At 73.0% G+C, this 24014-nt stretch carries 23 protein-coding genes; 8 read left to right on the plus strand and 15 right to left on the minus strand.

Features of this window, described 5'->3' with window-relative positions; all coding sequences use genetic code 11:
* Positions 1-224: 224 nt before the first annotated feature.
* The 7 genes from ACZ3J7_RS18360 to ACZ3J7_RS18390 form a co-directional block, all read right to left on the minus strand.
* The gene (locus tag ACZ3J7_RS18360) at positions 225-1427 is read right to left on the minus strand and encodes an acyl-CoA dehydrogenase family protein (protein WP_465621963.1); all 1203 of its coding nucleotides are present in this window, start codon (positions 1425-1427) and stop codon (positions 225-227) included.
* A gap of 143 nt (positions 1428-1570) precedes the next feature.
* On the minus strand, positions 1571-2068 hold the full coding sequence (locus tag ACZ3J7_RS18365; protein ID WP_465621965.1) for a MaoC family dehydratase: 498 nt from the start codon (positions 2066-2068) through the stop codon (positions 1571-1573).
* A gap of 4 nt (positions 2069-2072) precedes the next feature.
* A complete protein-coding gene (locus ACZ3J7_RS18370) occupies positions 2073-3032 on the minus strand; it encodes an HpcH/HpaI aldolase/citrate lyase family protein (protein WP_465621967.1) in 960 nt (319 codons plus the stop codon).
* A gap of 22 nt (positions 3033-3054) precedes the next feature.
* Complete coding sequence (locus ACZ3J7_RS18375; protein ID WP_465621969.1) at positions 3055-5079, minus strand: protein meaA; 2025 nt, start codon at positions 5077-5079, stop codon at positions 3055-3057.
* A complete protein-coding gene (gene ccrA / locus ACZ3J7_RS18380) occupies positions 5079-6416 on the minus strand; it encodes a crotonyl-CoA carboxylase/reductase (RefSeq protein WP_465621971.1) in 1338 nt (445 codons plus the stop codon). The genes ACZ3J7_RS18375 and ccrA overlap by 1 nt, the downstream gene beginning before the upstream one ends.
* A gap of 372 nt (positions 6417-6788) precedes the next feature.
* Positions 6789-7688 carry a TetR family transcriptional regulator gene (locus ACZ3J7_RS18385; protein WP_465621973.1) on the minus strand — a complete coding sequence of 300 codons (900 nt, stop codon included), beginning with the start codon at positions 7686-7688 and terminating at the stop codon, positions 6789-6791.
* Positions 7689-7882: 194 nt separating this feature from the next.
* A complete protein-coding gene (locus ACZ3J7_RS18390) occupies positions 7883-9658 on the minus strand; it encodes a 3-hydroxyacyl-CoA dehydrogenase family protein (RefSeq protein WP_465621975.1) in 1776 nt (591 codons plus the stop codon).
* Between the two features lie 400 nt (positions 9659-10058).
* Between ACZ3J7_RS18390 and ACZ3J7_RS18395 the strand changes: the two genes are divergently transcribed.
* A complete protein-coding gene (locus tag ACZ3J7_RS18395; RefSeq protein ID WP_465621977.1) occupies positions 10059-10640 on the plus strand; it encodes a Uma2 family endonuclease in 582 nt (193 codons plus the stop codon).
* A 76-nt stretch (positions 10641-10716) separates the two neighbouring features.
* Here the strand turns inward: ACZ3J7_RS18395 and ACZ3J7_RS18400 are convergent, their stop codons facing one another.
* Both ACZ3J7_RS18400 and ACZ3J7_RS18405 read right to left on the minus strand, forming a co-directional pair.
* A complete protein-coding gene (locus tag ACZ3J7_RS18400) occupies positions 10717-12204 on the minus strand; it encodes an MFS transporter (protein ID WP_465621980.1) in 1488 nt (495 codons plus the stop codon).
* A 131-nt stretch (positions 12205-12335) separates the two neighbouring features.
* On the minus strand, positions 12336-12971 hold the full coding sequence (locus ACZ3J7_RS18405; RefSeq protein WP_465621982.1) for a TetR/AcrR family transcriptional regulator: 636 nt from the start codon (positions 12969-12971) through the stop codon (positions 12336-12338).
* A gap of 232 nt (positions 12972-13203) precedes the next feature.
* Here ACZ3J7_RS18405 and ACZ3J7_RS18410 point away from each other — a divergent pair, with 232 nt between their 5' ends.
* Together ACZ3J7_RS18410 and ACZ3J7_RS18415 are read left to right on the plus strand one after the other, a co-directional pair.
* Positions 13204-14514 carry a type I glutamate--ammonia ligase gene (locus tag ACZ3J7_RS18410; protein ID WP_465621984.1) on the plus strand — a complete coding sequence of 437 codons (1311 nt, stop codon included), beginning with the start codon at positions 13204-13206 and terminating at the stop codon, positions 14512-14514.
* 76 nt (positions 14515-14590) lie between these two features.
* A complete protein-coding gene (locus ACZ3J7_RS18415; protein ID WP_465621986.1) occupies positions 14591-15178 on the plus strand; it encodes a hypothetical protein in 588 nt (195 codons plus the stop codon).
* A gap of 192 nt (positions 15179-15370) precedes the next feature.
* Here ACZ3J7_RS18415 and ACZ3J7_RS18420 read toward each other — a convergent pair whose 3' ends face one another.
* On the minus strand, positions 15371-16111 hold the full coding sequence (locus tag ACZ3J7_RS18420; protein WP_465621989.1) for an MBL fold metallo-hydrolase: 741 nt from the start codon (positions 16109-16111) through the stop codon (positions 15371-15373).
* Positions 16108-17109, minus strand: coding sequence for a saccharopine dehydrogenase NADP-binding domain-containing protein (locus ACZ3J7_RS18425; RefSeq protein ID WP_465621991.1), 1002 nt, complete (start codon positions 17107-17109; stop codon positions 16108-16110). Before ACZ3J7_RS18425 ends, ACZ3J7_RS18420 begins: the two co-directional genes overlap by 4 nt.
* Before the next feature lie 562 nt (positions 17110-17671).
* Between ACZ3J7_RS18425 and ACZ3J7_RS18430 the strand changes: the two genes are divergently transcribed.
* Positions 17672-18154 (plus strand): MarR family winged helix-turn-helix transcriptional regulator, encoded by a 483-nt coding sequence (locus ACZ3J7_RS18430; protein ID WP_465621993.1) that lies wholly within the window; start codon positions 17672-17674, stop codon positions 18152-18154.
* Positions 18155-18240: 86 nt separating this feature from the next.
* On the plus strand, positions 18241-18801 hold the full coding sequence (locus tag ACZ3J7_RS18435; protein WP_465621995.1) for a GNAT family N-acetyltransferase: 561 nt from the start codon (positions 18241-18243) through the stop codon (positions 18799-18801).
* Between the two features lie 87 nt (positions 18802-18888).
* On the opposite strand, the gene ACZ3J7_RS18440 is transcribed toward ACZ3J7_RS18435, so the two are convergent.
* Both ACZ3J7_RS18440 and ACZ3J7_RS18445 read right to left on the minus strand, forming a co-directional pair.
* Positions 18889-19578, minus strand: a complete 690-nt coding sequence (locus ACZ3J7_RS18440) for an NUDIX domain-containing protein (RefSeq protein WP_465621997.1) — start codon at positions 19576-19578, stop codon at positions 18889-18891.
* A complete protein-coding gene (locus ACZ3J7_RS18445; RefSeq protein ID WP_465621999.1) occupies positions 19575-19994 on the minus strand; it encodes a DUF4406 domain-containing protein in 420 nt (139 codons plus the stop codon). Before ACZ3J7_RS18445 ends, ACZ3J7_RS18440 begins: the two co-directional genes overlap by 4 nt.
* A 49-nt stretch (positions 19995-20043) precedes the next feature.
* Here ACZ3J7_RS18445 and ACZ3J7_RS18450 point away from each other — a divergent pair, with 49 nt between their 5' ends.
* Positions 20044-20802, plus strand: coding sequence for a DeoR/GlpR family DNA-binding transcription regulator (locus ACZ3J7_RS18450; protein ID WP_465622001.1), 759 nt, complete (start codon positions 20044-20046; stop codon positions 20800-20802).
* A gap of 78 nt (positions 20803-20880) precedes the next feature.
* Here ACZ3J7_RS18450 and ACZ3J7_RS18455 read toward each other — a convergent pair whose 3' ends face one another.
* The gene (locus tag ACZ3J7_RS18455; protein WP_465622003.1) at positions 20881-21327 is read right to left on the minus strand and encodes a MarR family winged helix-turn-helix transcriptional regulator; all 447 of its coding nucleotides are present in this window, start codon (positions 21325-21327) and stop codon (positions 20881-20883) included.
* Positions 21328-21386: 59 nt separating this feature from the next.
* Between ACZ3J7_RS18455 and ACZ3J7_RS18460 the strand changes: the two genes are divergently transcribed.
* Positions 21387-21734: a hypothetical protein gene (locus ACZ3J7_RS18460; protein WP_465622005.1), complete on the plus strand. Its 348-nt coding sequence runs from the start codon at positions 21387-21389 to the stop codon at positions 21732-21734.
* Positions 21731-22042, plus strand: coding sequence for a DUF2568 domain-containing protein (locus ACZ3J7_RS18465; RefSeq protein WP_465622007.1), 312 nt, complete (start codon positions 21731-21733; stop codon positions 22040-22042). The genes ACZ3J7_RS18460 and ACZ3J7_RS18465 overlap by 4 nt, the downstream gene beginning before the upstream one ends.
* A 153-nt stretch (positions 22043-22195) precedes the next feature.
* On the opposite strand, the gene ACZ3J7_RS18470 is transcribed toward ACZ3J7_RS18465, so the two are convergent.
* Complete coding sequence (locus ACZ3J7_RS18470) at positions 22196-23752, minus strand: cellulase family glycosylhydrolase (protein WP_465622008.1); 1557 nt, start codon at positions 23750-23752, stop codon at positions 22196-22198.
* Positions 23753-24014 lie beyond the last annotated feature (262 nt).

Raw genomic sequence — 24014 nt, forward strand, 5'->3', positions numbered from 1 at the left:
GGGTTGCCCATAGGGGGGGGGGGGCGGGGTGTTTTCCCGTCTCTGGGGGGGGGGTGTGCCCCGGGGGGGGGGGGGGGGGCCGCCGGGCGGGGGGGGGGGCAACCGCGCGGGGCGCACGCCTCGGGCGCCGTTCCCGCCCGTGGATCGGCTGACCAGGCCGGGGCGGACCCGGCGCGGCGCGGACGGCGGGCCGCACGCCCACCGCCCGCACCGGGAGGGGCGGTTCAGTCGGCGAGCCGGTACTCCTCCAGGAGCCGGCGTCCCACGATCATCTTCTGGATCTCCGCCGTACCTTCACCGATCAGCAGCATCGGGGCCTCCCGGTACAGCCGCTCGATCTCGTACTCCTTGGAGAAGCCGTAGCCGCCGTGGATCCGGAAGGAGTCCTCGACGACCTCCTTGCAGTACTCGGAGGCCAGGTACTTGGCCATCCCGGCCTCCAGGTCGTTGCGCTGCCCGCTGTCCTTCTTGCGGGCGGCCATCACCATCATCTGGTGCGCGGCCTCGACCTTGGTGGCCATCTCGGCCAGCTTGAACTGGATCGCCTGGTGCTCGGCGATCTTCTTGCCGAAGGTGACCCGCTGCTGCGCGTACGCGATGCCCAGCTCGAACGCCCGCCGGGCCACCCCGCAGCCGCGCGCGGCCACGTTGACCCGCCCGACCTCGACGCCGTCCATCATCTGGTAGAAGCCCCTGCCCGGGACGCCGCCGAGGACCCGGTCGGCCGGGACCCGGACGTCCTGCAGCACCAGCTCGGTGGTGTCGACGCCCTTGTAGCCCATCTTCTCGATCTTGCCCGGGACGGTCAGGCCGGGCACCGCGGCGTTCGGCCCGAAGCCGGGGGTCTTCTCGATCAGGAAGGTGGTCATGTTCTTGTACGGGGTGCTGCCGCCCTCGTCGGTCCGGCAGAGCACCGCGACGAGGCTGGACGTGCCGCCGTTGGTCAGCCACATCTTCTGGCCGTTCAGGACGTAGTGCTCGCCGTCCCGGACGCCCTTGGTGGAGATCGCCGAGACGTCCGAGCCCAGGCCCGGCTCGGACATCGAGAAGGCGCCGCGCAGCTCGCCGGCCGCCATCCTGGGCAGGAAGTGGTCCTTCTGCTCCTGGGTGCCGTGCGCGTTGATCATGTGCGCCACGATGAAGTGGGTGTTGACGATGCCGGAGACCGACATCCAGCCGCGGGCGATCTCCTCCACCACCAGGGCGTAGGTGAGCAGCGACTCGCCGAGGCCGCCGTACTCCTCGGGGATGGTCAGCCCGAACAGGCCGAGCTGCTTCATGCCCTCGACGATGGCGGTCGGGTACTCGTCCCGGTGCTCCAGTTCGGTGGCGACCGGGATGATCTCCTTGTCGACGAACTCCCGCACGGTGGCGAGGATGTCCCGCTGGATCTCGGTGAGGCCGTCGGTCTGTGCGAGGCGTCCCATCGTGCGGCTCCGTGAATGCTCGTGAAGATGATGAGGGTGGGGTTGGGGGGCTCCGCGGCGCGTGGCTGCCGCGGAGCCCCCGGGAACCGGGTGCGGGCGCGGCCGATGACGGCGGCCGGCCCGTTCCGGGGCTCTGGGGCCGGTCAGGCGAGCGGCTCGGGGCGGCCGGGCTGCTCGCCCCCGCGCTCCTTCACGTACGTCTCGGTCGGCACCATCACCTTGCGGCGGAAGGTGCAGACGACGGTGCCGTCCTGCTTGTAGCCCTTGGTCTCGACGTACACGATGCCGCGATCCGGCTTCGATGTCATGCGCTTGTCGAGGACCGTGGTTTCGCCGTACAGCGTGTCGCCGTGGAAGGTCGGCGCCACGTGCCGCAGCGACTCGATCTCCAGGTTGGCGATCGCCTTGCCGGACACGTCCGGGACGGACATGCCGAGCAGCAGCGAGTAGACGTAGTTGCCGACCACGACGTTCCTGCCCTGCACGGTGGTGGTCGCGTAGTTGGCGTCCAGGTGCAGCGGGTGGTGGTTCATCGTGAGCAGGCAGAACAGGTGGTCGTCGTACTCGGTGACGGTCTTGCCGGGCCAGTGCTTGTAGACCGCGCCGACCTCGAACTCCTCGTAGGTGCGTCCGAACTGCATGGCGTCACGCCTCCGGGATCTCGAACTTGGTGGTGCGCTCCAGGCCGGCGGCCCGGCCCTTGCCCGCGATGACCAGGGCCATCTTGCGGCTGGCCTCGTCGATCATCTCGTCGCCGAGCATCGCCGAGCCCTTCGCGCCGCCGGCCTCCGAGGTGCACCAGTCGTAGGCGTCCAGGATCAGCTCGGCGTGGTCGTAGTCCTCCTGCGAGGGCGAGTAGATCTCGTTCGCGGCGGCGACCTGGTCCGGGTGCAGCACCCACTTGCCGTCGAAGCCGAGCGCGGCCGAGCGGCGGGCCACCTCGCGGTAGCCCTCCTGGTTGCGGATCTGCAGGTAGGGGCCGTCGATCGCCTGCAGGTCGTTGGCGCGGGCGGCCATCAGGATGCGCATCAGGATGTAGTGGTAGGCGTCCGCGCCGTAGCCGGGCGGCTGCTCGCCGACCACCAGCGACTTCATGTTGATGGACGCCATGAAGTCCGCCGGGCCGAAGATGATGGTCTCCAGCCGGGGCGAGGCGGCGGCGATCGCGTCGACCTCGACCAGGCCCCTGGCGTTCTCGATCTGCGCCTCGATGCCGATCTTGCCGACCTCCAGGCCGACCGTCTTCTCGATCTGGGTGAGCAGCAGGTCGAGCGCGACCACCTGCTGGGCGTCCTGCACCTTGGGCAGCATGATGCAGTCCAGGTTCTGGCCGGCGCCCTCGACGACGGTGATCACGTCGCGGTAGGTCCAGTGCGTGGTCCAGTCGTTGACCCGGACAACCCGGGTCTTGCCGCCCCAGTCGCCGTTGTTGAGGGCGTCCACGATGTGGTGGCGGGCGCTCTCCTTGACCAGCGGGGCACAGGCGTCCTCCAGGTCGAGGAAGACCTGGTCGGCGGGCAGGCCCTGGGCCTTCTCCAGGAAGCGCGGGTTGCTGCCGGGCACGGCCAGGCAGGAACGGCGCGGACGGAGGCGGTTGACGCTCATGTGAGGGGAGTTCCTTCCGGGGTCAGCTGGTCGCGGCGGTGGCCGCGGCCCACGGCTGGAGCCTGTTGGCCAGCCGGATCTCGTCCACGATCCGGCCGATGATGGTGGTGATGCCGAAGTCCTTGGGCGTGAACACGGCGGCCACCCCGGCGGCCCGCAGGACCTCCGCGTCCGCTGCCGGGATGATGCCGCCCACGATCACCGGCACATCCTCCACCCCGGCCCGGCCCAACCGCTGTATGACGTCGGGCACAAGCTCCGGGTGCGCCCCGGAGAGGATCGACAGGCCCACGCAGTGGACGTCCTCGGCGACGGCCGCCGAGACGATCTGCTCGGGCGTCAGCCGGATGCCCTGGTAGACCACCTCGAAGCCGGCGTCGCGGGCCCGCACGGCGATCTGCTCGGCGCCGTTGGAGTGCCCGTCCAGGCCGGGCTTGCCGACCAGCAGGCGCAGCTTGCCGGCGCCCAGCTCGGCGGCGGTCGCGGCGACCGCCTCCCGCACGGCGGCCAGCTCGCCGCCCGGCTCGGCCGCGACCGCGACCGGGGCGCCGCCGACACCGGTGGGCGCCCGGTACTCGCCGAACACCTCGCGCAGCGCGAACGACCACTCGCCGGTGGTGGCGCCCGCCCGGGCGCACGCCAGGGTGGCCGCCATCAGGTTCTCGTCGGTGGCCGCCACCTCCTTCAGCCGGGCCAGCGCGGCCCGCACCGCGGCCTCGTCCCGCCCGGCCCGCCAGGCGGCCAGGTTGGCCAGCACCGAGCGCTCGGACGCCGGGTCGACCACCATGATCGCGGCGTCCAGGTCCGCGGTGAGCGGGTTCTCCTCGGTGCCCTCGAAGCAGTTGACGCCGACGATCCGGTCCTCGCCCGCCTCGATCCGGGCCCGCCGCTCGGCGTGCGAGGCCACCAGGTTCGACTTCAGGTAGCCGGACTCGACGGCCGGGATCACCCCGCCCATCCCCAGCACCTTGGCGATCTCCGCCTCGGCGCCGGCCAGCAGCTCGGCGGTCTTCGCCTCGACCACGTGCGAGCCGTCGAACAGGTCGCCGTACTCCAGCAGGTCCGACTCGTACGCCAGCACCTGCTGGATCCGCAGCGACCACTGCTGGTCCCACGGCCGCGGCAGGCCCAGCGCCTCGTTCCAGGCCGGGAGCTGGACGGCCCGCGCCCGGGCGTCCTTGGAGAGCGTGACGGCCAGCATCTCCAGCACGATCCGCTGGACGTTGTTCTCCGGCTGCGCCTCGGTCAGGCCCAGCGAGTTGACCTGCACGCCGTAGCGGAACCGGCGCTGCTTGGCGTCCTCGATGCCGTAGCGCTCCCGGGTGACCTTCTCCCACAGCCGGTTGAACGCCCGCATCTTGCACATCTCCTCGACGAAGCGGACGCCCGCGTTCACGAAGAAGGAGATCCGGCCGACCACCTCGCCCATCCGCTCGGCCGGGACCTGCCCGGAGTCGCGGACGGCGTCCAGGACGGCGATCGCGGTGCACATCGAGTAGGCGATCTCCTGGACCGGCGTCGCCCCGGCCTCCTGCAGGTGGTAGCTGCAGATGTTGATCGGGTTCCACTTCGGGAGGTGCGCCACCGTGTAGGCGATCATGTCGGTGATCAGCCGCACCGACGGGCCGGGCGGGAAGACGTGCGTCCCGCGCGACAGGTACTCCTTGACGATGTCGTTCTGGGTGGTGCCGGTCAGCTTGGCGACGTCCGCGCCCTGCTCCTCGGCGACCACCTGGTACAGCGCCAGCAGCCACATCGCGGTGGCGTTGATGGTCATCGAGGTGTTGGTGCGCTCCAGCGGGATCCCGTCGAACAGGGTCCGCATGTCGCCCAGGTGCCCGACCGGCACGCCGACCCGGCCGACCTCGCCGCGGGCCAGCACGTGGTCCGAGTCGTAGCCGGTCTGGGTCGGCAGGTCGAAGGCCACCGACAGGCCGGTCTGCCCCTTGGCGAGGTTGCGCCGGTACAGCGCGTTGGAGTCGCTCGCGGTGGAGTGCCCGGCGTAGGTGCGCATCAGCCAGGGGCGGTCGCGTTCCCGGGCGCCCATCAGACGTCCCGGAAGGCGTTGATCTTGGTGAGGTGCTGCTCGCGCAGCGCGTGGTCGCGCACGCCCAGGCCCTCCTGCGGGGCCAGGCAGAGCACGCCGACCTTGCCCTGGTGCTTGTTGTGGTGCACGTCCAGGGCGGCCTGGCCGGTCTCCTCCAGCGCGTAGACCTTCGACAGGGTCGGGTGGATCCTGCCCTTGGCGACCAGCCGGTTCGCCTCGAAGGCCTCGCGGTAGTTGGCGAAGTGCGAGCCGACGATCCGCTTCAGCGACATCCACAGGTAGCGGTTGTCGTACTGGTGCATGTAGCCGGAGGTGGAGGCGCAGGTCACGATGGTGCCGCCCTTGCGGGTGACGTACACCGAGGCGCCGAAGGTCTCCCGGCCCGGGTGCTCGAAGACGATGTCGACGTCCTCGCCGCCGGTGAACTCGCGGATCTTCGCGCCCAGCCGCTTCCACTCGCGCGGGTCCTGGTTGTTCTCGTCCTTCCAGAACCGGTAGCCCTCGGCGGAGCGGTCGATGATCGCCTCGGCGCCCATCGCCCGGCAGATGTCCGCCTTCTGCGGGCTGGAGACCACGCAGATCGGGGTGGCGCCGCCGGCCAGCGCGTACTGGGTGGCGTACGAGCCGAGGCCGCCGCTCGCCCCCCAGATCAGCACGTTGTCGCCCTGCTTCATGCCCGCGCCGTTGCGCGAGACCAGCTGCCGGTAGGCGGTGGAGTTGACCAGGCCGGGGGAGGCGGCCTCCTCCCAGGTCAGGTGCTTCGGCTTGGGCAGCAGCTGGTTGGTCTTCACCAGGGCGATCTGGGCCAGGCCGCCGAAGTTGGTCTCGAAGCCCCAGATCCGCTGCTCCGGGTCCATCATCGTGTCGTTGTGGCCGTCGGGGGACTCCAGCTCGACGGACAGGCAGTGCGCGACGACCTCGTCGCCCGGCTTCCAGGCGTTGACGCCGGCGCCGGTCCGCAGCACCACGCCCGCCAGGTCGGAACCGAGCACGTGGTACGGCAGGTCGTGACGCTTCGTCAGCGGCGAGAGGCGGCCGTAGCGCTCCAGGAAGCCGAAGGTGGAGACCGGCTCGAAGATCGAGCTCCACACCGTGTTGTAGTTCACCGAGCTGGCCATCACGGCCACCAGGGCCTCGCCCGGGCCGAGTTCGGGCAGCGGCACGTCGTCCAGGTGGAGCGACTTGCGCGGGTCCTTGTCCCGGCTGGCCAGGCCGGCGAACATCTGCTCCTCGTCCTTGTGGAGCGTCACCGCCCGGTAGGACTCGGGCAGCGCCAGGGCGGCGTAGTCGGCGGACGTGGCGTCGCCGCTGAGGATCGCGTCGAGAATTTCCTGCATGGCTGCCTCCGAAGGCGTACCTGTGCGAGGGACACAGGGCGTCTGGGGGAGCCGGGAGCGGACACCGGCTTCGCTGAGGGTCGGGTGGGTGCTGCGGGTGCGACGGTCGGGTGGTGTCGCGTGGGTGCTGCTGGTTCACGCCCCCTCGGTAGGGGACGCCGGAAGACGGCGCGCCGAGGTGGGGAGCCGCGGCGCCGCAGCCGGTGGGAACACGGTAGTGGCACCCTGTGCCACTCGTAAAGACACGGGGTGCCAAGTTCTGGGGTGAGCCAGGACACGCGGCGCGCGACCCGCCCGGACGCGCCGAAGGCCCGTCCCCGAAACCGGGAACGGGCCTTCGAAACAGCTGGTGATCTGCGGAAACCGCCTGGATTACGCGGAAGTTCGGCCCGCCAGGGCGGCACGGATGGAATCCACCACGACCTCCAGCGGCGCGTCCGTCCGGGCGACTGTGATCAGTACCTCACCGCCCGGACTGGCACTCAGTGCGCTCACCGCCTCGGCCTCCCCACCCTCCCCACTGGCACCGGGTGCCAGCGTGGCGCCGCGGCGGCGCGCCCCGCTCGGCGGAGTCGGCCAGAACGTCCCCCGGATCACCCCGAAGGAGTGGTCGAGCTGCGCCTCCACGTCACCGTGCCCGCCGGCCCGCAGCCAGCGCCGCAGCACGTGGTTGTGCGCCGCGACCACCGCCGCCGCCGACACCTCCGCCAGCATCGAGTCGTCGTCCCCGCCGCGCTGCCAGCCCGGCGGCGTCTGCTCCGCCGCGTCGAACCGGCCCAGCAGGTAGCGGGTGAACAGCCGTTCGTACCGGGACACCACCGCGATCTCGCGCTCGCGCAGCGCCGGGACCTGCCGGATCAGCTGGTAGCGGGCCACCGACATCTCCGGCGTGGAGGCGTACATCCGCAGCACCTCCTTGATGCCGCGGCACACCACGTCCAGCGGGTGCTCCTCGGCGTCCGCGCTGGCCAGCAGGTCCGCCACCCGCACCAGGGTGTCGTCGTGGTCCGGGAAGATCGCCTCCTCCTTCGACCGGAAGTACCGGAAGAAGGTCCGTCGGGCGACCCCCGCGGCGGCCGCGATCTGGTCGACCGTCGTCTCCTCGTACCCCTGCGTGGCGAACAGCTCCATCGCCGAGGCGGTCAGGTCCTGGCGCATCTGCAGCCGCTGGGCGGCGGCCCGGCGACTGCCCGGCCCGGACTCCGCACCCGTACGCGACTGGTCGGGCCCGGCGGCCGGCTGCTGCTGGGCGGGCGAGGTCTGGCGATCCATGCCCGGAACGCTACACGCCCCCGGCGCGCCGCCGACCGGCCTGCCCCTGCGCACCGGCGCCACCGGCGGCGCCACGGCCGGCCGCGGCCACCGCGCGGACACCGCCCCCGTCCCCCAAGGAGGCTTCGCCGCAAGCGGGTTGACCCCACCGGCCGGGGACGGCCGCCCCTGCGGAGCGGGCACCGGACGGTCGGTCATCGCCGTGCGTGGTCGCGGAAACCACGCCCCGTCTTGCGCCCCAGGCAGCCCGCCGCCACCAGGTGCTCCAGCAGCGGCGCCGCCGCCAGCCCCGGCTCGCGGAACTCCTGGTGCAGCACCTGCTCGATGGTCAGCGACACGTCCAGCCCCACCACGTCCAGCAACTCGAACGGGCCCATCGGGTAGCCGCAGCCCAACTTCATCGCGGTGTCGATGTCGTCCACCGTCGCGTAGTGCTCCTGCAGCATCCGCACCGCGTCGTTCAGGTACGGGAACAGCAGCGCGTTCACGATGAAACCGGCCCGGTCGCCGCACTCCACCGGGCGCTTGCCCACCTTCGCGCACAGCTCCAGCACCGTCGCCGTGACGTCCCCGGCGGTCAGCACCGTGGAGACCACCTCCACCAGCTTCATCGCCGGCGCCGGGTTGAAGAAGTGCATCCCCACCACGTCGCGCGGCCGCGAGGTCGCCGTCGCGCACGAGATCACCGGCAGCGAGGAGGTGGTGGTCGCCAGCACCGCGCCCGGCTTGGCGACCGCGTCCAGCGCCGCGAACAGCTCGCGCTTCACCGCCAGGTCCTCCGCCACCGCCTCCACCAGCAGGTCGGCCTCCGCCAGGTCGCCGTACGAACCGGTCGGCGTGACCAGCGCCAGCGCCGCGTCCCGGGCCTCCCCGGTCAGCCGGCCCTTGACCACCGAACGCTCCAGCGACTTCGCCAGCTGCTCCTTCGCCCGCTCCGCCTTCTCCCGGCTGCGGGCCGCCAGCAGCACCGGGAAGCCCGCCTTCGCGAACACCTCCACGATGCCGGTCGCCATCGTCCCGCTGCCGCACACCCCGACGGTGCGCACCTCGCGCCCGGCCGCCCGCGGCGCCGCGTCCGCCCGCCGCTCCTCCACCACCTTCGACGAGCCGGGGGCCTCGTACGTGTAGAAGCCGCGGCCCGACTTGCGGCCCAGCAGGCCCGCCGCGACCAGCTGCCCCAGCACCGGCGCCGGCGCGTGCAGCCGGTCCTTCGACTGCGCGTACATCGCCTCCAGCACGGTGCGGGCGGTGTCCACGCCGATCAGGTCCAGCAGCGCCAGCGGGCCCATCGGCAGGCCGCAGCCCAGCCGCATCGCCGCGTCGATGTCCTCCCGGGTCGCGTACCGGGACTCGAACATCGCCGCCGCCTGGTTCAGGTACGCGAACAGCAGCCCGTTCGCGATGAACCCCGCCCGGTCGCCCGCCGCCACCGGCTCCTTGCCCAGGTCGCGCGCCAACTCGGCGACCTGCTCGGCCGCCTGCGGGTCGGTCAGCACCGTGCGGACCACCTCCACCAGGCGCATCGTGTGCACTGGGTTGAAGAAGTGCACCCCCAGCACCCGCTCCGGACGGGCGGTGGCCGCCGCGATCCGGGTCACGCTCAGCGCCGTCGTCCCGGTCGCCAGCACCGTCTCCGGCGGGCAGATCCGGTCCAGCTCGGCGAACAGCGCCCGCTTCAGCTCCAGGTCCTCCGGCACCTCCTCGATCACCAGGTCGGCCGCCGCCACCGCGCCCAGGTCGTCACCGACCTCGATCAGCGCCAGCAGCTCCGCCCGCTCCGCGGCCTCCAGCCGGCCGCGCTCCACCGCCCGCGCGGTCGACGCCTCGATCCGGTCCAGCGCCCGCAGCGCCTGCGTCGGGCCGGCCTCCACGCCGATCACCCGCCGCCCGCCGCGCGCCAGCGCCACGGCCACTCCGGCACCCATGGTGCCCAGGCCGACCACGGCGACAGTGGGAAAAGGACGCTCCATTGTCCAGACTCCTTAGGTCATGGCCCGTGCCGCGGCCCCCGCCACCGCCCGGCCGCGACGACGCGAACCCGGACGGAGGGTGTGACGGGGGAGGGAGTGCCGACGGCACGGGAGAAACGGGAACGGAAGAAGAACAGCGGCGCCCCGCCGTACGGACCGGTCCGCTCCGGTTCCGTCGAGGGGCTGTGCCGTGGTGCTCAGGCGCTCCGAACGGGTCGTGGAGCGACGCCGACGCGCACACAGGAGAAGAGAACGCGATCCGCCGGTGCGGCTCCCGAAGCCCGGCGCTGACGCGTGCGGACACTGTAGCCCAGCTACCGACGGGTAGGAAGGGGCAAGCGCGGCGCGGCGGGACGACGTCGGGTCCATACTGTGGCCGCAACTGCCGAGGGAGGACACCATGGCTGTCATGACGACTGAGCGCCCGCAGATGGAACCCGACCAGTTCAGAGGGATCGCCACAGCGGCTGAGCGGGAGGACGTGGTGCTCGAGTTCATCAACGGCAGGATCGGAGTCAAGCCGGTGCCCGACGGCGACCACGGCGAAATCATCCGCTGGGTTTCGAAGCGCTGCATGCAGCACCGCCCCGACCTGTGGCTGTACGCGGAGCAGGGGCTGAGGGTGGACCGCTACCGGGGCGGTCACGCGAAGCCCGACGGCGCGCTCGCCGAGGACGGAGCCTTTGCCGGGCAGGGCGAGTGGGCCGACCCCGACCCGGTGTTGATGGTCGTGGAGGTGACGTCCTACGACTCCGACACCCACCAGCGCGACCGGGTCGAGAAGCCGGTGGCGTACGCCGAGGCCGGGATCCCGGTCTACCTGCTGATCGATCGCGACGCGGGCGCGGTGACCGTCCACAGCGAGCCGAAGGACGGCCGCTACGAGAGCGTCGCGACGCTGGCCTACGGCCACGAGGTCGTCCTGCCCGACCCGATCGGTGTCACCCTCGACACCGAGGAGCTCAAGCGCTACGCACGCTGAAACGCGCGAGCGGCCCGCCCGGAGGGTTCCGGGCGGGCCGCTCGCGCGTGTGGGTGGTGCGGGTGGTGCCGGTGCGTCAGTGCGCCATGACCGGGACGGCGTCCTCGGCGTCGGCGCCCTCTGCGTGGTGCTCCGGCTTGCCGGCGTTGATCAGGGCGAAGGCGGTGACGCCGGCCAGCAGCAGGATGCCGAAGGCCGCCCAGATCGCGACGGAGTAGGAGTGCACCTGCGCCTGGAGCTGGAACAGCTGCGGGTCGGTGGCGGCGGCCGCGTGCGACTTGGCCCAGGAGGTGCCGGCGCTGTGCGCGACGGTGCTCAGCAGCGCGGTGCCGATCGCGCCGCCGACCTGCTGCGAGGTGTTGACCATCGCGGAGGCGACACCGGCGTCCCGCGGCTGGACGCCGTAGGTGGCCAGGCTCATCGCGGGCATGAACGCGGTGCCCATGCCGAGGCCCATCAGGACCAGGCCGGGCAGGATCTGCCAGTACGAGGTGCCGACGTCGATCTGGGTCAGGATCAGCAGGCCGAGCGAGGCGACCACGAAGCCGGGCGCCATCAGGTACCGGGCCGGGACCCGGGTCATCAGGCGGGCGCCGATCTGGGTGGAGCCGATGATCATGCCGGCCACCATCGGGAGGAAGGCGAAGCCGTTGACCAGCGGCTTGTAGCCGAGCACGCCCTGCATGTAGAGGGTGAGGAAGAGGAACAGGCCGAACATGCCGATCACGGCCATGCCGAGCGAGAGGTAGACGCCGCCGCGGTTGCGGTCGGTGATCACGCGCAGCGGCAGCAGCGGGGCCTTGACCCGGCCCTCGACGACCACGAACGCGATCAGCAGCACGGCGGCGGCGAGGAACAGGCCGATGGTGCTGGCGTCGCCCCAGCCCTCCTGCTCGGCGCGGGTGAAGCCGTAGACCAGGGAGACCAGGCCGGTGGTGACCAGCAGCACGCCCGGGATGTCCAGCCGGTTGCTGTTGCGGCCGACGGCGGGCTCGCGGATGACCATCAGCGCGCCGGCGATGGCCACCGCCGCGAACGGGATGTTGACGTAGAAGGTCCAGCGCCAGTTCAGGTACTCGGTGAGCGCGCCGCCCAGGATCAGGCCGATCGCGCCGCCACCGCCGGCGACCGCGCCGTAGATGCCGAACGCCTTGGCGCGCTCCTTGCCGTCGGTGAACATCACGGCCAGCAGCGACAGCGCGGCGGGCGCCAGCAGCGCGCCGAACACGCCCTGCAGGGCGCGGGCGCCGAGCAGCATCGCGGTGTTGGCGGCGGCGCCGCCCAGCGCGGAGGCCGCGGCGAAGCCGACCAGGCCGACCGTGAAGGTCCGGCGGCGGCCCCACAGGTCGGCGACCCTGCCGCCGAAGAGCAGCAGGCTGCCGAAGGCCAGGGCGTAGGCGGTGATGACCCACTGGGTGGTGCTGTCGGCGAAGCCGAGGTCCTGCTTGGCGTGCGGGAGGGCGATGTTCACCACGGTCGCGTCGAGGACGACCATCAGCTGCGCGAGGGCGATGAAGACGAGGGCCTTCCACCGGCGCGGATCCGGCTGGAGGGTGTCAGACATGGAGGTACCCACTTGTGTGTGCGAGGGCGTACGGAGAGCGTGCGGGACCGCGGCCCGTCAGGGGCGTCCCGTCGAGAGGTCAAGGGGTGGGGTCGGGATCGTGGTCCGGCCCCGGTCGCCGTCGGGCGGCGTCAGGCGCGGGGCGTGAGGTCCTCCAGGGTCGCGGCACGGCCGGGCAGCGCGGACGGTGCGGGAGCCCGCAGGCCGTCCAGCAGCAACTGCAGGTGACGCCGGACGTGCGGGTCCAGGTCGAGGCAGCCGAAGCCGGGGAGCGGTCGGGTGAGCTGGGCCATGGCGACGACGACGTCGCCGGCTCCGACGTCGGTGCGGAGCAGGCCGTCGGCCTGGGCGCGGGCGATCAGGTCCTCGGTGACCTTCTTCATCTCGGCGCGCGCTTCGGCGAGTTCGGGTTCGTTCGGGTCGATCGTGTCGGACAGCAGGGGACAGAGCGCGCCGATCCGCTCCTCGGCCGCGGCGTGCACGAAGCGGCTGAACGCCGCGAAGGAGTCGGGCTCCTCGGCGACGGCCGCGTGCGCGTGCGCGACGATCCGTTCCATCACGGCGACGGACACCTGGCGGATCAGCGTCCGGCGGTCGGCGAAGTTCCGGTACAGCGTGGCGTTGCCGACGCCGGCCCGGCGGGCGATCTCGTCCAGCGGGGCCATCGCCCCGTGCTCGACGAAGGCCTCCCGGGCGGCGGCCACGATGCGGGCCCGGTTGCGGGCGGCGTCCGCGCGCCGGACGGGAGCGGCGGTGGTGACGGTCATGCTGCGCTCCCTTCGAGCGACGGTCGGCCGGAGCCGTGGCGGTGGGGCCAGGCTAGTCCGGGCTACTGGGGATTGTCTCCCCGTTTTATTGCGGACAGATGTCTAAACGGGGAACCGCTCCCCGGAAATTTCATCATCCGATGTGACCTGCGTCACAGGGGCGCCGCCACGGACGGGTGACCCCTCGGCGCGCTCCCCCGAACGCCACGAAACCCCTGGTCAGGATGGGTCCATGAGCACCGAGAAGCCCCCCGCCGAACGCGCCGCCGAAGCCCGGGTCGCCGCCACCCGGATCGAGGCCGAGGGCGTCGACGGAGTGATCGTCACCTGGGTCGACAACGCCGGCGTCACCCGGGCCAAGACCGTCCCCGTCCGCGGCCTGGAATCCGCCGCCCGCTGGGGCGTCGGCGCCGCCCCCTGCTTCGACGCCTTCCTGGTCGACGACTCGCTCGCCCCCACCGCGAGCCCGGTCGGCGACCTCCGCCTCGTCCCCGACCTCACCGCCCTGCACCGCCTCGCCGCCCAGCCGGGCTGGGCCTGGGCCCCCGGCGACCGCTGGACCCAGCACGGCGAACCCCACCCCGGCTGCCAGCGCCGCTTCGCCCGCCGCGCCGCCGACGCGCTCGCCGACCACGGCCTCACCGTCCGGGCCGGCATCGAGGTCGAGTGGATCGTCGACGGCGGCGAACCCGGCCCCGCGTACGGCATGCGCCGCCTGATCGGCAACAGCGACTACCTGCGCGACCTGCTGCGCACCCTGCGCGAACAGCAGCTCACCGTCCTGCAACTGCACCCCGAGTACACCGAGGGCCAGTACGAACTCTCCGTCGCCCCCGGCGGCCCCGTCGAAGCCGCCGACACCGCCCTGCTGGTCCGCCACACCGTCCAGGCCGTCTCGCTCCGGCACGGACTGCGCGCCAGCTTCGCCCCCGTCACCACCCCCGACGGCGTCGGCAACGGCGGCCACCTGCACCTCAGCCTCTGGCGCGACGGCCGCAACCTCGGCCACGGCGGCACCGGGCCGCACGGCCTCACCCGGGAGGCCGAGGCCTTCCTGGCCGGCGTGCTCGCCGAACTCCCCGCCCTGCTCGCCCTCGGCGCCCCCTCCGTCGCCAGCTACCTGCGCCTCGCCCCCGGCCGCTGGTCCGGGCCGCACCGCTGCTGGGGCCTGGAGAACCGGGAGGCCGCACTGCGCCTGATCACCGGCTCCGCGCCCGAACAGGCCAACGCCGAGATCAAGTGCTTCGACGCCGCCGCCAACCCCTACCTCGCCGTCGGCGGCGTCCTCGCCGCCGGCCTGGCCGGCCTCGGCGCCGCCCTCCGCCTCCCCGCCGAGACCACCGGCGACCCCGACGGCACCGCCGAACGCCTCCCCGCCACCCTCGACCAGGCCGTCGACGCGCTGCGCAAGTCCGAGGTGCTGCGCGCCGCGCTGGGCGACCCGCTCTGGCAGGCCGTCCTCGACGTCCGCGAGGCCGAGATCGAACGCTTCGCCGACCTCGGGCCCGGCCAGCTCGTCGACGCCGTCCGCTACCGCTACTGACCGCCGCCCGCCGCCCCTGCGGCCCCCGCCTTCCCCGCTGCCCCTAGAGTGTGGGCGCCGAGCGGAAGGAGCGGGGATGTTCTGGGTGGGACTGCTGCTGTTCGTCGTCGTGGGCGGCGAATTGGGGGCGGTGGTGCAGGGCGCCGGCGGGCTGGGGAGCGGGGACGACTCGGCGGTCGAGCAGTTCGTCATCGGGGTGAACCTCGTCCCCTGGACGGCGCTGCTCGCCGTCGCCGTGACGTACGGCGGCCGCCGCAGGCAGGTCGGACTGCACCTGAAGGGCCCGCTCTCGCCCGCCCCCGCCCGGATAGAGAACGCGGAGGCGATCGGCGAAGGCCCCGACCATACCGTGAAGTTGGACCTGACCGCCGCCCCCGAGGGACGTCCCGCGTACCGGGTGCACGCCACGGCGAAGGTCAACGTCATGCACCTGCGCGAGTTCGAGGCCGGCCGGACCCTGGACGTCTCCTACGACCCGGAACGCCCCTGGCTGGTCGAAGTCCCGTCCCGCCGGCCGGAGGGCGCTGCGGCGGTACCGCTGGACACCGCGCCGGAGAGCAGCCGGGTCACCGCCCCGAGGGTGCCGGCCCGGGGCGCGCTGCTCGGCGCGCTGACGGCGACCGTCCTCGGCCTGGCCCTCTACCTCGTCGAGTACGGCTCCTAGCCCGCCGGTCGGCCCCGCTCGTCCACCAACTCGCAACCGGCGAACTGGTGTTGCGGGTTCCTCGGTAGGTCGTCGGGGTCACGGCGGCGGGCTCCGACTCCCGGCCCGCGGCAGGCGGACGAGCCCGCCTGCCGCGGAGTGCACCGGAGACGCACCACCCTTTCCCCGCCGCCCCGTTCGCCCTCCTCCCCGCTACACCTGACCGGCGTCCAGCGCGCGCCGGGCGGCATCGGCCAGCCCGCCGGGCCAGGGCTCGCCGTGCCCGGGGTGGACGGTGTCGGCGTCCAGCGCGGCCATCGCCTCCAGCGCGCGCAGCGCCTGCGCGCTGTCCCGGGTGAAGGCGCGGCAGACCAGGCCGGGGCCGCTGCGACCGCCGACGGTGTCGCTGGTGACCAGCGCGTCACCGGTGAACGCGGCCTCGCCGCCCGGCAGCAGGAAGACCGCACTGCCCGCCGTGTGGCCGGGCACGTGCACCGCCAACGGCCGCCCGGGCACGTCCAGTTGCTCGCCGCCCAGGAAGGTCCACGGCTCGGCGACCGGACGGGTGCGCAGCATGCCGCGGCGGACGAAGTGCGCGGGGGAGCGGAGCGCGGACGGGCGGCGCAGCACGTACCGCAGGACGTTCGCCTCGGTGGGCGCGGCGGCGTTCCCGCGCAGCGGATCCGTGAGCAGCGGGGCGTCCTCGGCGTGCACCCAGACCTGCGCCCCGGTGCGTGCGGCCAGCGGACCGGCCAGGCCGAGGTGGTCCAGGTGGCCGTGCGTCACCAGGATCGCCCGCAGATCGTCGAGCCGGCGCCCGATCCGCGCCAACTCGGCCTCCAGCAGCGGGAGATGGCCGGGCAACCCGGCATCGACCAGCGTCAGGTCGGTGCCGTCGACGAGCAGGTGGAAGTTGACGTGCCGATCGCCGAGCCGCACGACCCGAGTACTCACGGGGCCACCGCCGCGTCCCGCACCGCGTCCCGTACCGCGCCGATGGTCCCGCCGGCCTGCTCGACCAGCTCGGGCCCGTACAGCCCGCAGGCCGTCCAGGCGCCGGGGCGGACGGGGCCGGTGAGCAGCCGGTCGACGGTGGCGGCGGCCACGGCGGCGGTGAACGCGAAGCCCTCACCGCACTCCGACTCCACGCTCAGCACCCGCCCGTCGGCGGTGCGGATCCGGGCCCAGGCGGCGGACCGCTCCTGCCCGGTGGAGGGGCCGCGCTCCCCGGGCACCAGCGCGTACGCGGTGACGGTGTCGGCGCCGCCGGAGTGACGGGCGGCCGCGAGGTCGCCGAGCGGTGCTGGCAGCACGGTGCGCTCGGCACCGCCGAACACCACCCGGGTGACGCCGCTGCCGAGCGGTTCGCGGTGCAGCACACCCGCCCGGTAGCCGAGCGCCCCCTCGGACAGGATCTCGGCCACGGTGGCCCGCACCCCTGCGGTGTCGTACGCCGTGGCCGGTGCGGCCGCCACCTCGATCTCCGCCGGCACGCCGCCGCCCGCCGCCCGCAACCGCAGCACCAGCGCCTCGGTGGCGGCAGGCCCGAACGCGGCACCGGTCACCAGCGCGACCCCGGCCTCCCGGGCGGCGGCGTCCCGCTCCAGCAGGGTGTGCACGGCACCGAACTCGTTGGCGATATCCACGTACGGAACCCCGGCGGCCAGCGCGGCGTCGATCACCGGCCCGGCCAACCGTCCGAACGGCCCGACCGTGTTCACCACCACCCGCACGCCCCTCACCAGCGCGGCCACCCCCACCGGGTCCGCCAGATCCAGCCTCCGCACCCCTCGCACCGCCCCCGCCGCCAACCGCCCCGCCGACTCCTCGGCCCGCCCGGTGTCCCGGGCGGCGAGCAACAGGCCGTACCCGGCCTCGGCCAGCCGAGCGGCGATCAGACCGGCGGTGGTGCCGGTGGCCCCGAGCAGCAGGACATCAGGCGTGCGGTTCACGGTGGAACGCTCCTTGTGGATGTCGCAAGGCGACAGCGGTGACAGGGGTGGGGGCGCGAACGGGCGCAGGGGGGTGCGGGGAGGCGCGGGGAGAGTGGGCCGAACGGGTGTGGTCGCCGAGTGCGCCGGATGGGTGAGCCGGGCGGGTGAGGGAGGGTGCGTCGGGCGTGGCCGGTCGCGTAGCCTCCTGGGCACCGAGCGGGCATCGGTGCTGCGACAACTCATGTCCGAGCGCCTAATGCCGCAGCAATTGGTGTCACGTCATCGGTGTTGCATCATCAATGTCACGGCATCAATGTCGTGTCGTCGGTGCCGTGTCATCAGTGACACGTGATGGGTGTTGCGTCATCGATGTCGCGCCACCCGTGAGGCCTCAACGATGTCGCGGCATCGATGTCGCGACACTGATGCCGCAACATCGGTGACACGACATCAATGATGTGTCATCGATGTCGTGTCACCGAATATGGCGGAGGCGTCGAGCGGGTGTCAACCCCGCTCCGACGCCGACGCCGCTGTCGGCACCGAACGCCGCGCGCCGCCGAGGGAGAGGACCAGGACGATGGAGACGGCCGAACACGCCCGGATGCTGAGCGAGATCCGCCTGCTGGTGCTGGCGGCCCAGCGCGAGGGCAGTCGACGGCTGGGGCACGCCCTCAAGCAGTCCGGCATCACCCCCGCGCAGAGCGAGGTGCTGGAGGTGCTGGCGGAGGGGGAACGGCTCACCCTCGCCGAGGTCGGACGCCGACTGGTCTGCGAGGCCGGCAGCCCCAGCCGGCTGGTCGACTCCCTGGTCAAGGCCGGGCTGGTCGCCCGGACTCCCAGCCCGACCGACCGCCGCACCGTGCTGCTCGCGATCACCCCGGAAGGCCTCGCCAAGCTCGCCGAACTCGCCGACACCGCAGCCCCGTTGCTCGCCTACATGAGCGACCGCCTGGACCAGTACGAGGCCCGCGCCCTGGCCGACCTGCTGCGCCGCCTGCTCGACGGCACCCCCGGCGGAGCCGCCGTCGCCGCCCGCTTCCCGCTCGCCGCCCGCAGCTGACCGGCGGCCCGTCCGTCCGACCCCGTCCGCCCGGCCGGGGCGACAACTCCCGGACGAGGCTGCACCGGTCGTGGTACGAAGATCGGATGACAAGCTACTGGACGGGTGAACGAGTGCGCCTGCGGGCGGTCGAACCGGAGGACGGGCCGCTGCTGGCGCGCCTCTCCGAGCAGGAGGAACGGCTCGGAGACGCGCTCAACCCGCCGAGGTCCGCCGAGGGGTGGACGGCCTTCGCCCGGGAGAAGGCCGCCGCGGATCCGACCGCCGACACCTACCAGCTGGTCATCGAGTCCCGCGCCGACGGCACCGCCGTCGGCGGCATCAGCGTGCACCGGGCCGACGTCCGCAGCGGACTGTTCGAGTACGGCATCACGGTCGGCGCCGAGCACCGCCGCCGCGGCTACGCGTCCGAGGCGGTCCGGCTGGTGCTGCGCCACCAGTTCGAGGAGCGGCGCCACCAGAAGGCCACCGCCCGGGTGTTCGCCCACAACGAGCCCTCGCTCACCCTCCAGCGGCAGCTCGGCTTCACCGAGGAGGGCCGGCTGCGCCGACACTTCTTCGTGGCGGGCGAGCACCGCGACGTGGTGCTGTTCGCGATGTTCGCCGAGGAGTTCTTCGCCCGCCACGGCGGCCCCACCGAGCTCTGAGCGGGGGCCGGGCGACCCTCCGGACACGGCCTGCACGTTCTTGCACGTTCATGCCGGGGCCGCCCGGGATGCCGGGCCGGCCTCCCCCTAGCTTCGCGCCGCCGCCCGTGGGGCGAACGGCCCGTGCAGCGCGGCCCACTGCAGCAGCAGGACGGTCTTGCCGTCGGTGATCCGCCCGTCCCGGGTCATCGCCAGGGCGAGGGCGAAGGGCAGCTCGATCACCTCGATGTCCTCGCCGTCCGCCTCCAGCCCGCCGCCACGCCCGGTCCGGTCGGCGGGGCGGTAGGGCGCGGCGTAGCAGTGCACCCGTTCGGTGACCGATCCCGGGCTCATGTACGCGTCCAGCACGTGCGTCAACCGGCCCAGCCGGACGCCCAGTTCCTCCAGGCCCTCGCGGCGCACGGCGGCGGACGGGTCGTCCGCGTCGCCCGGGTCGAGCAGTCCGGCGGCGGCCTCGATCAGCATTCCGTCCGGGTGCCCGTTGACGTAGGCGGGGTAGCGGAACTGGCGGGTCAGCAGGACGACCCCGCGCTCGGTGTCGTACGGCAGGACGGCGGCGCCGTTACCGCGGTCGTAGGTCTCGCGCTGCTCGGTGGTCCAGCGTCCGTCGCGGCGGCGGTAGTCGAAGGTGGTGCGGCGCAGCACGTGCCAGCCCTGCGAGGTGAGTTCCACCTCGCGCACCCGCACGTCGGGATTGCGGCGCAGCTCGCGTCCGGCGCGGTCCAGGCCGGTCCGGCCGCGGTGGTCGGGGAGGTCGATCCCCGGGCGGGCGTTCACGCGTCCTCCCGTCGTGCCCGGGGCGGGAGTTCGGAGACGTCGTGGTAGACCGGCAGGCCGCGGCGGCGGGCGGTGGCGACGTCCTGGTCCGCGCCCGCGGAGTCGCCGGGCAGGCGGAGCACCGCGTCGCAGTGGGCGAGCAGCCGGTCCGCGGTGGGGTAGAGCACCTGGTCGGCGAGCGGGTCGGTCGGACCGGCGCCGGCTGAGCGCAGCACCGGGAGCGCGATCCACTCGCCGATCACCGGCAGGTGCCCGGCGGCGAACACCGGCCAGGCGGCGGCCTCCAGTCGCGCCAGGTTGGCGGCCATCGCGGCCGGGTCGCCGCCGGTGCCCGAGCGGTAAGGGCCGGCGATCAGGACGAGCATGGGGGCGGCGGGGGAGTCCGGGGCGGTGTGTACTGCTACTGGTGTGGTCATGGGGCGCTACGATACATGCAAGAACGTGAAAGAACAGGAGATAACGAGGATGCTGGCTGCCGAACGGCGCGACCACCTGCTCGACCTGCTCGCCCGGGAGGGCAAGGTGGTGGCCAAGGACGTCGCCGCCGAACTCGGCATCTCCGAGGACAGCATCCGCCGCGATCTGCGCGACCTCGCCGCCGAGGGCCTGTGCCAGCGGGTCTACGGCGGTGCGCTGCCCGCCTCGCCGGCCGTCGCGGGCTACGCCGAGCGGCAGTCGGTGACGCCCGGCGGCAAGCGGAGGGTCGCCGCCGCGGCCGTCGACCTGATCCGGCCCGGCGGCACGCTCATCCTGGACGGCGGCACCACCGCGCTCGCCGTCGCGGGCCTGCTCCCGCCGGAGCTCGACTGCACCGTGATCACCCACAGCCCGACGGTGGTGGCGGCCCTCCTCGAACACCCCCGGGCCGAGCTGTTCCTGCTCGGCGGCCGGATCTTCAAGCACTCCGCGGTCGCCTGCGGCGCGGCCGCCGTCGAAGCCGCCCAGAACGTCTCGGCCGACCTCTGCCTGCTCGGCGTCACCGGCGTCCACCCGGACGCCGGACTCACCACCGGCGACGCGGACGAGGCCGCGATGAAGCGCGCCCTGGCCGCCCGCGCGGCCGAGACCTGGATCCTCGCCTCGGCCGAGAAGATCGGCACCGCCTCCCCGTTCCGCGTCCTCCCCTGGGACCGCGTCACCGGCCTGATCACCGACGCCGCCCCCACCCACCCCACCCTGGAGCGCCTCGCCGCCTCCGGGCTGGATATCCGGCAGGCCCACTGACACCGTCCTCCGGCGGGGCCCGACCCCGCTCCGGGCCACCGACGCCGCCCGCAGTGGAGGGCTCCCGGCGGAGAACCCCTAACGGGGGACGTGCTGTTCGCCGAGGGTGCGCAGGCCACGGGTGAGGGCGGTGCGCTGGGCGGCGGTGAGCCCGGCGGCCAGTTCGGCGTCGGCGGCCTCGGCGGCCTCGGCGCAGCGGTCCAGCAGGCGGCGCCCCTCGGTGGTGAGGGAGAGGACCTGGCGCCGACGGTCCTCCGGGTCGCGGACGCGTTCGACCGCGCCGAGCTCCTGCAACTGGTCCGCGAGGGCCACGATCAGACTGGGCGCGACGCCGAGGCGGTTCGCCAACTCCTGCTGGGAAGCGGCGGATCCGCCGTCCAGTGCGGCCAGCAGCCCGGCGTGCTTGGGCTTGAGCCCCAGCGCCTCGACCCGGGCCGCGAACCGGTCGGCGGCCAGCGCGCCGAGGGTGCCCAGGTTGAACACGAGTGTGGCGCGCAGCGCGGCCGCTCCCTTGACATCGCTCATGAGCAGAATGGTAACTTCGCCGTATCGTTCACAGCTCGAATGATTCAGGAGGAGAAGCAATGGACGTGCTGTCGGCGGTCAACGCACTGGCCGCACTGGCGAGCGCCGGATCGAGCGTGGCGGGGGTCCTCCGGCCCGGTCTGGTGCTGCCCGCCGACCAACCGGTCACCGCCGGAACGCGCCTGTACGCCCAGGCCTACGCGGTCCGGGCGGTCCCGCTGGGGGCGGCCACGGCGGTGGCGGTGTGGGCGGACGCGGCGGCGGCCTGGCCGCTGCTGCTGGTGTCGGGCCTGGCCCAAGCGGGGGACTCCGCGATCGGCTTCCGCCGGCGCAACCTCGGCATGGGGTGCGGAGCCGGCGCCCTCGCCGTCCTGCACCTCCTCACGGCCTGGTGGGTGGCCCGGTGACCGGGACGGCGGGAGGCGCGGCGGCCGGGACCACGGGCCTGACCGCGCTCGACGTGGCGGCCTTCGCGGCGGAACTGGTGGTGTACGCGGCGGCGGCCTGGTGGGCCTGGCATCGCCCGGGCCGCCGGACGGCACGACTGCTCACCGCGACCGGGGCGGTCGTCGCCCTCGCCGTGCCGTGGGGGTGGTTCGCGGCCCCGACGGCGGAGCATCCGCTGCACGGGGCGGCCCGGGTGGTGTTCGAGATCTGCTGGTTCGGCGCGGGTGCGGCCGCCGCGCTGCGCGCGTACCGGCGGCGGGCGGCGTGAGTGTCACGACACGTATGACGCGTCACGGACCGCGAAACACGCCCGCGGCCAGCCCCGCTGTCCCCTCCGGGCCCTGCCCCGGGCTCCACCCCGAAGCCCGCCCTCGCGCGGTCGTCCCAGGGGGAAGGGCGATCGCGCGAGGGCGGGGCGGCGTCAGTTGACGGCGGCGAGGTGGTTCTTGAGACCCTGGCCGAACGCGGTCGGGGTGCCGTCGAAGTTGGAGATCAGCGACGGGCCCTGGCCGCAGTCCCAGGTGTTCCAGGTCCAGCCGAGGTAGGAGACCTTGGCGGCGTCGGCCCAGGACATCACCTGGTCGATGAAGGAGTGGGCGCAGTCGTTCTCACCGATCTCGCCGACCACCACCGGGACCTGGGCGGCCAGCGGCGCCACGGTCGAGTTCCAGCAGGACTGGCTGGAGCAGGTGTTGAAGTTGTACACGTGCCAGGACGCGGCCAGGTTGCCGGCCGGGTCGGTCGGCTTGTGGGCGAGCCACTGGCCGAGGTCGTTCGAGTAGGCCAGGCCGCCGAGCAGGATGACGTTGTTCGCGCCGGCCGTGCGGACCGAGTTCACCAGGGTCTGCATGCCGCTGACCGGGTAGGCGATGCCGGGGCAGGCGCTGCCGCCGTCCCGCCAGCAGTTCCAGGCCTGGTCGATGCCGGAGACGGCGCGGTCCGCGTACGGCTCGTTGAGCAGGTCGAAGACCACCGAGGGGTCGTTCTTGAAGGTGTCGGCGACGGAGGACCAGAAGGTCGCGGCGCCGGCGCCCGGCATCGGCTTCTGGCAGGTCGAGTTGACGTCCGAGCAGCCCGAGGAGTTGCCGGTGTAGAGGCCCTGCGTCCAGTGCAGGTCGATGATCGGGGTGAGGCCGGCGTCCCGCAGCGCGTAGACGAAGTCCTTCACCGCGGTGCGATAGTTCTGGCCCGCGTACTCGGGCTTGACGTTGGCGTAGCCGTTCCAGCAGTCCTCGTTGACGGGGATGCGGACGGCGTTGGCCTTCCAGCTCTTGATCGCGGCGATCGAGGCGGCGTCCACCGGCCCGTCGGTGAAGCCGTAGCCCTGGACGCACATGAACTCCATGCCGGAACGGTTCACGCCGCGCAGGATCACCTGCGAACCGTTGGCGTCCACCAGCTTGTTGCCGGAGACGTGCAGCGCCGGCGCCTTGCCGGTGCCGGTCCCGGTGCTCGAAGAGGCGGAGGGGGAGGGCGAGGCGGAGGCGGACGCCGAGGGGGAGGGCGACGCGGACGCCGAGGGCGATGCGGACGCCGAGGGCGACGGCGAGGGGCTCGTCGCACCGTTGCAGGCGACGCCGTTGACGGTGAAGGAGGTCGGCGCCGCGTTGGTGCCGCTGTAGGCGAAGTTGGCGCCCGCGCTCACCGAGCCGCCCGCCGCGAGGGTGGTGGCCCAGGCGGGGGCGGCGACGGTGACGTTCTTGCCGGACTGGCTCCAGGTGCCGTTCCAGCCGGAGCCGGAGAGGGTCTGGTTGCCGGTGTAGGAGTAGCCGATGCTCCAGTGGTCGATCGGGGTGCTGCCGGCGTTGGTAAGTTTCACGTTCGCGGTGAAGCCGCTGCCCCAGTCGTTCGTCGTGTAGTCGACGGAGCACTGGACGCCGGCGGCGGCCGCGGGGCCGGCGCCGGTGAGGGCGAGGGTGGCCGCAGCGGTCGCGGCCAGGGCCGAGACCAGCGCCAGGGTGGTGGTGCGGAGGGTCATGTCCGACTCCTCGGAGGAGAGGAAAAATGGGCGCGCTCCCACAGGCCCGCCCCGAACCATAGCCAGGGGCAAGGGGGTTGCCAACACGCGTCTGCTGCGCACTCCTGAGTGATTCCAAGGGCGATCTCGTGCGCACTCCCTTGACAGTGCGCACGCCCCTCCCGATATTTGGGAGCGCTCCCACAGAACGGCCCCGGCAGATCCACCCCGGAAGACCCCAGCGGAACCTCGGCGGAACCCCAGCGGAACCCCCGACGGAACC

Source organism: Kitasatospora sp. NPDC015121, assembly GCF_055562955.1.

Coding starts and splice junctions, on each gene's coding strand:
- ACZ3J7_RS18365 (WP_465621965.1), bottom strand. CDS start 2,068: ATGCAGTTCGGACGCACCTACGAGGAGTTCGAGGTCGGCGCGGTCTAC.
- ACZ3J7_RS18360 (WP_465621963.1), bottom strand. CDS start 1,427: ATGGGACGCCTCGCACAGACCGACGGCCTCACCGAGATCCAGCGGGAC.
- ACZ3J7_RS18405 (WP_465621982.1), bottom strand. CDS start 12,971: ATGACCGTCACCACCGCCGCTCCCGTCCGGCGCGCGGACGCCGCCCGC.
- ACZ3J7_RS18395 (WP_465621977.1), top strand. CDS start 10,059: ATGGCTGTCATGACGACTGAGCGCCCGCAGATGGAACCCGACCAGTTC.
- ACZ3J7_RS18450 (WP_465622001.1), top strand. CDS start 20,044: ATGCTGGCTGCCGAACGGCGCGACCACCTGCTCGACCTGCTCGCCCGG.
- ACZ3J7_RS18400 (WP_465621980.1), bottom strand. CDS start 12,204: ATGTCTGACACCCTCCAGCCGGATCCGCGCCGGTGGAAGGCCCTCGTC.
- ACZ3J7_RS18415 (WP_465621986.1), top strand. CDS start 14,591: ATGTTCTGGGTGGGACTGCTGCTGTTCGTCGTCGTGGGCGGCGAATTG.
- ACZ3J7_RS18390 (WP_465621975.1), bottom strand. CDS start 9,658: ATGGAGCGTCCTTTTCCCACTGTCGCCGTGGTCGGCCTGGGCACCATG.
- ACZ3J7_RS18445 (WP_465621999.1), bottom strand. CDS start 19,994: ATGACCACACCAGTAGCAGTACACACCGCCCCGGACTCCCCCGCCGCC.
- ACZ3J7_RS18375 (WP_465621969.1), bottom strand. CDS start 5,079: ATGGGCGCCCGGGAACGCGACCGCCCCTGGCTGATGCGCACCTACGCC.
- ACZ3J7_RS18430 (WP_465621993.1), top strand. CDS start 17,672: ATGGAGACGGCCGAACACGCCCGGATGCTGAGCGAGATCCGCCTGCTG.
- ACZ3J7_RS18435 (WP_465621995.1), top strand. CDS start 18,241: ATGACAAGCTACTGGACGGGTGAACGAGTGCGCCTGCGGGCGGTCGAA.
- ACZ3J7_RS18470 (WP_465622008.1), bottom strand. CDS start 23,752: ATGACCCTCCGCACCACCACCCTGGCGCTGGTCTCGGCCCTGGCCGCG.
- ccrA (WP_465621971.1), bottom strand. CDS start 6,416: ATGCAGGAAATTCTCGACGCGATCCTCAGCGGCGACGCCACGTCCGCC.
- ACZ3J7_RS18460 (WP_465622005.1), top strand. CDS start 21,387: ATGGACGTGCTGTCGGCGGTCAACGCACTGGCCGCACTGGCGAGCGCC.
- ACZ3J7_RS18370 (WP_465621967.1), bottom strand. CDS start 3,032: ATGAGCGTCAACCGCCTCCGTCCGCGCCGTTCCTGCCTGGCCGTGCCC.
- ACZ3J7_RS18385 (WP_465621973.1), bottom strand. CDS start 7,688: ATGGATCGCCAGACCTCGCCCGCCCAGCAGCAGCCGGCCGCCGGGCCC.
- ACZ3J7_RS18410 (WP_465621984.1), top strand. CDS start 13,204: ATGAGCACCGAGAAGCCCCCCGCCGAACGCGCCGCCGAAGCCCGGGTC.
- ACZ3J7_RS18455 (WP_465622003.1), bottom strand. CDS start 21,327: ATGAGCGATGTCAAGGGAGCGGCCGCGCTGCGCGCCACACTCGTGTTC.